This is a genomic window from Streptomyces sp. NPDC090442, assembly GCF_044769405.1.
In the GTDB taxonomy this organism is placed as follows: Bacteria; Actinomycetota; Actinomycetes; order Streptomycetales; family Streptomycetaceae; genus Streptomyces.
The window spans coordinates 1-4,598 of the sequence record NZ_JBIVXW010000169.1 but is presented as its reverse complement, the minus strand read 5'-3'; the positions used below and the strand labels follow the sequence as shown (position 1 = coordinate 4,598).

Sequence of the window (4,598 nt, the reverse complement as noted above, 5' to 3'; positions counted from 1 at the left end):
CTCGCCGATCGCAGCCAGGGACCGGCAGCCGGCCAGGACCGCGCACGCCGCGATCACCAGCACCACCACCAGCGCATGCCGCACACCTCGTCGACGACGCGGATCCGGTATCCGGGCGAGCCAAGCCAGCAGCCCCGCCTCCTCCAGCCGACCGCCGGCCACCCCCCGAGCCCGGCTCAGCCGTTCCAGCGCGGGATGCGACGATATGACACAGGCGGGCATGAGCAACCCCTTCGATCACGTGAGCTTCGACAACCCACATGATCAAGGAACCTCATGCCCGCCCACCTGCCAAAGACGCCCTACACTACGACTTTGCCGAGGCCCTGGGTCGCATCCGGGCCGGTTCCGCTCCGAAGCCGCCTTCGCGTCCTTCGCCGGCGTCGCCCCGATCCCGGCTTCGTCGAGCCTGACCAACGAGCACCGACTGAACCGAGGCGGCGACCGCCAGCTGAACCGAGCGATGCACACCATCACCCTGATCAGGATGCGGCTGGACCCCGCGACGAAGGCGTACGTCGCCCGCCGCACCGGCGAGGGCAAGAGCCCCCGCGACGCGCAGCGATGCCCCAAGCGCAACATCTGCCGCCAGATCTTCAAGATCCTCGAACGAAGGAACCAGCCGGACGCGGAAGACCTGGCTCAAGCGGCTTGACACGACAGAGCAGCCTCGAGGGACCGAGGAGGCGGGCCCGCCGGCCCCGTGGTGTGGCAGGGGGCCGGCGGCCGGCGGCCGTCGGACTTTGGCCACCGGCGCACGGGGCGTCAGGTGATGGTGGGGGCCTCGGCGACGCGGCGGTCGCCGCCGTTGTTCTCCTGCCAGAACTTGTAGACCTCCACGGCGGCCTCGCGTGGTTCGTGGCGCATGGGCAGGCAGCGCTTGTCCCAGTCCTTGGCGAACTCGTCGTAGAAGGTGGCGAGTTCGAAGTACTTGCGGTCGTCGACGTAGTGGGGCTCGTAGGCGTCGCGGGTGGTGAGGAAGACGACCTCGTCCGGGGAGCAATAGTAGAGGGAGCCCAGGCACATCGGGCAGGGGTGGGCGAGGACGTAGATGGTGGTGCCGGTCAGGTGCTCGGTGCCCAGCTTGGTGCAGGCCTCGCGGATGGCGAGGATCTCGGCGTGCGCGGTGGGGTCGTTGGTCTGGGCGACCTTGTTGGGGCTCTCGGCCAGGACCTCACCGTCCTTGACGATGACGGTGGCGAAGGGCCGGCCGCCCTCGATGACGTTCTGACGGGCAAGGTCGATGGTGCGTTGGACGAAGTCCATGAGCGGACCTTTCTGGATTGAAGCGGGGAAGAGGAGGCGGGGCCGGGCCTGACCCGGCCGGCCCCCGCCGGATCAGAAGGGCTTGGTTGGCAGGTACTTGCCGTCCAAGGTGATCACCGCGCGCTCGCCGCCCTCGGGGTCAGCGACCTTCTTCACGTCGAGCTTGAAGTTGATCGCGGAGATGATGCCGTCGCCGCACTCCTCGTGGACCAGGGCCTTGAGAGTGGTGCCGTAGACCTGGAGCATCTCGTAGAAGCGGTACATGGTCGGGTCGGTCGGGATCCGGTTCGGCATCGAACCGCGGACCGGGATCGTCTGCAGCAGCATCACCGCGTCATCGTCCAGACCCAGCAGTTCTGCGACCGCCTTGGCGGACTTCTCCGGCAGCGGGTGCTGGCCGAGGACGGCGGCGGTGGTAAAGGCCACCGACAGGCCCGAGGCGTCGGCGATCTGCTGCCAGGAGAGGTCCTTACGGATCTTGGCGTCCACGGCCTGGGAGGCCAGGGTCTCGCGGGCCGTGGGGTCAAACTGGGCATGCACCATGAGAAGAGATTCCTTTCGGGACAGTGCCGGTCCGCGGTGGCGGAAACGGCTGGTTCAAGGGGGTGGTGGTCAGACCGCGGAGGCGGCGCCGGCGCCGGTGAGGTCCTCGACGCGGCCGGTGGGGATGTCGTAGACCCAGCCATGTAGGGCAACTTTGTGCGCCGCCAAGGCGCCGGCGACCGAGGGGTGGGTGGCCAGGTTCGCCAGCTGCGCGAGCACGTTCTCCCGAACGAGCACGTCCACTGCGCTGCCGTCGGCACGGGCCCGGGAGGCGTCCGCGTGCCGCAGCCAGTCCGCGATCGCCGGGGCACCTGACAGGTCGTGGTGCTGGGCCAGGGCGGTCATCGCACCGCAGGCCGAGTGCCCGCACACCACGATGTCGCTCACGCCCAGCACGGCGACGGCGTACTCGATGCTCGCCGCGACCCCGTCGGATCCGGGGGCGTAGGCGGGGACGAGATTGCCGGCGGTGCGGATGACGAACAGGTCGCCCGGCTCGCTACCGGTGAGCAGCTCGGGGACGACGCGGGCGTCCGAGCAGCTGATGAACAACGTGCGCGGGGCGTGGTGACCGGCAAGGTGGGCGAACAGGCCCTCCTTGGCCGGGAAGACGTCCCGCTGGAACCGCGCAACACCCTCAGCGAGGTCAAGCATGGGTCACTTCCTTTCGATGGCTGCCGGCCCAGCGGCTGACGAACGTTGTTCTGATCGACGTGGACACGAACGCGTCGACGGCCTTCGTTTCCACCGGCTGGGCAGCAGTTGCCGCTACTCGTAACAGAGTTGACGCAGGCACAGCTGCTCTCCACGTGTGGTTGACCTGCGACCGCAGAACTCTGGCACGCACGAGCGATCTTGAAAAGAGGTAAATGGCGAGCAAAGAAAAGGTCATTCTCGGGTATGAGAAGCCTGTCATCTTTCGACCACCAGTGGTGTGTAGTCCGGGCGGCAGAGGTTGACAGGTCTTCCTCTGTTGACTGCGCCAATGAAGGCTTGTAGTTGGGCGGGTGGTGGTGTGCTGGACCATGCCTGCCACCGGCGATTCAGGGTGATTGATGGGGTCAGCCGGCTGCGGACATTGCGGATTGCCTGGGGCCAGCAGGACGGATGCGCACGGAGCGGCCTCGGCCGTCCGGAACGCTGCTGCGATGGTGAACGGACCCGAGGACGAAGACCAGGACTGGGCATCGCCCGCGTCCGCGCCGGACACCTGCTCCTGCCCGGCCCCGACGTCCAGTTCAGCCTCACCGCGATCCAGAACCTCACCGACGCCTGCCTCGCGGCCGTCACGTGGCCACCGGGGGCCTACAACATCGCCGACCCGGTCGCCTACCTACGCGATGCGATCCTGACGGCCCTGCTACGCGCTCACGCGGTCCCGGCGCGCATCCATCACCTGCCACTGTCCCTCGCCCACGCGGCGGCCGCCACCATCCAGGCGCTCGGTCGACTACGGCCAGGTGCTTCACCAGCCTTGTCGCGGTGGGCCGTTGACCAACTCAGCCAGCCCATCTTCCTCATCCCGCAGTCACCCGCGCGGCATCCAGCCGAGCAAGCGACGCTTCCAACGGCGTCGGCAGCGCGGCGAGGAACTTGCGTGCCTGACCGCAGTAACAGCGGACGGACTCGGCCGCCAAACCGCGTTCCCCACGGAGGTAGGCGCCGTAATCCACCAGCAGTTCCTCCACAGCACCACCTCCGGTCGCCGCCGGAACGGGTATCACGCCAGCATTCCGCAGCACCTTAACCACCGCACCTAGCGACCGCCGAGCCACCGGCTCCGACTTACACACCGCCCGCCGGAAGGCCAGGAACTCCTCCACCCTCGACGGCTCCAGCGCGTCCGGCGAGAGTTCCCGCCGGCCCATCCACGCGCTCAACCGCCTCATCATGCGTACCGCGTCCGTCACCGACGACCCCGCGTACCCCAGCGACGCCAACTCCGTACGCAGCAACGACTCGTACGGCGACAACGGTCCCATCATCACCAACGGCACCGGCCCACGGCGCCGCCCACGGCTCACATCCATGATCTTCTCCCGTCTGCAAGCCAACTCGCCCGCCCAGACAGGGATATAGACCCCGTAGGCCGTGGACGCCGATTATGCTGAACTTTCAAAAACTGGACTGCAGATCCGTCATGCTCTCGCCCCCGCGGTCGGCATAACCCAACGTGCGGCATAAGCGGACGACTGAGTCCTGGCAGTGTCGGGGACACGGAAATACGCCGAGAGCCTGTGCGCGGAAGCGGCGGAGGTCTTGTCCACGATGGGCCTACGCCTGTCGCCGGAGAAGACGCTGATCACCCACATCGACAAGGGCCTCGACTTCCTTGGTGCGACACGATGTCGCTTGGTTCGAGTGAGCGCGCTGATTGGAGGGCTGAGACCGATGGCGGCAGCGTAGCTCCGGATAAGTGTTCATAGGTCCGTCCCCGCTCTGACGTGCGTTGCTGGTAACGGCAGGGTGCGAAGCTCAGGGAAGACGCCCAAGGGCTCCCGCTCCATCCGGGGGTTACAGGCAAGGGGAAGGCCGGACGGGCGAGTACACGCGAACTCTCGATGATGCCTCGATATCGATACCCCCGGAGATGGGATGGATTGCTGGGGGCAGGGCTGGCCGTTAGGAAACGGCAGGCGGCGGCTGGTGACTAGGAGCCAGCCGCGAGAACACCGCCGCCCCGGGGCGCAGAGACCCGAGTTCATCAGTTGGTGGGCACATGAGCCGGGCCGGGCTGGTGTCGTAGCGGGTCAGCGAGGTGCGGTTTGGTGGAGGGCTGCGAAAGCGTG

The 4,598-nt window shown here is 67.4% G+C and carries 6 protein-coding genes; 1 reads left to right on the top strand and 5 read right to left on the bottom strand.

The features are described 5' to 3' along the window. On the bottom strand, nt 1–222 hold a 222-nt coding region (locus ACIQU6_RS43830), incomplete at its 3' end, for a transposase family protein (protein ID WP_403488189.1). Between ACIQU6_RS43830 and ACIQU6_RS43825 the strand changes: the two genes are divergently transcribed. Then, complete coding sequence (locus tag ACIQU6_RS43825; protein WP_403488187.1) at nt 206–655, top strand: transposase; 450 nt, start codon at nt 206–208, stop codon at nt 653–655. The two genes, ACIQU6_RS43830 and ACIQU6_RS43825, sit on opposite strands and share 17 nt — an antisense overlap. 110 nt (nt 656–765) lie before the next feature. Here the strand turns inward: ACIQU6_RS43825 and ACIQU6_RS43820 are convergent, their stop codons facing one another. The 4 genes from ACIQU6_RS43820 to ACIQU6_RS43805 form a co-directional block, all read right to left on the bottom strand. Continuing rightward, the gene (locus ACIQU6_RS43820) at nt 766–1,266 is read right to left on the bottom strand and encodes a nucleoside deaminase (RefSeq protein WP_403488185.1); all 501 of its coding nucleotides are present in this window, start codon (nt 1,264–1,266) and stop codon (nt 766–768) included. A 72-nt stretch (nt 1,267–1,338) separates the two neighbouring features. Further along, nucleotides 1,339–1,809, bottom strand: a complete 471-nt coding sequence (gene cynS, locus ACIQU6_RS43815) for a cyanase (protein WP_403488183.1) — start codon at nt 1,807–1,809, stop codon at nt 1,339–1,341. A gap of 69 nt (nt 1,810–1,878) precedes the next feature. Further along, complete coding sequence (locus ACIQU6_RS43810) at nt 1,879–2,463, bottom strand: carbonic anhydrase (RefSeq protein ID WP_403488181.1); 585 nt, start codon at nt 2,461–2,463, stop codon at nt 1,879–1,881. 863 nt (nt 2,464–3,326) lie between these two features. After that, entirely contained in the window at nt 3,327–3,782 is a 456-nt protein-coding gene (locus tag ACIQU6_RS43805; protein ID WP_403488179.1) for a hypothetical protein, read from the bottom strand. Nucleotides 3,783–4,598: the final 816 nt, after the last annotated feature.

Coding starts and splice junctions, on each gene's coding strand:
- ACIQU6_RS43825 (WP_403488187.1), top strand. CDS start 206: ATGACACAGGCGGGCATGAGCAACCCCTTCGATCACGTGAGCTTCGAC.
- ACIQU6_RS43820 (WP_403488185.1), bottom strand. CDS start 1,266: ATGGACTTCGTCCAACGCACCATCGACCTTGCCCGTCAGAACGTCATC.
- cynS (WP_403488183.1), bottom strand. CDS start 1,809: ATGGTGCATGCCCAGTTTGACCCCACGGCCCGCGAGACCCTGGCCTCC.
- ACIQU6_RS43810 (WP_403488181.1), bottom strand. CDS start 2,463: ATGCTTGACCTCGCTGAGGGTGTTGCGCGGTTCCAGCGGGACGTCTTC.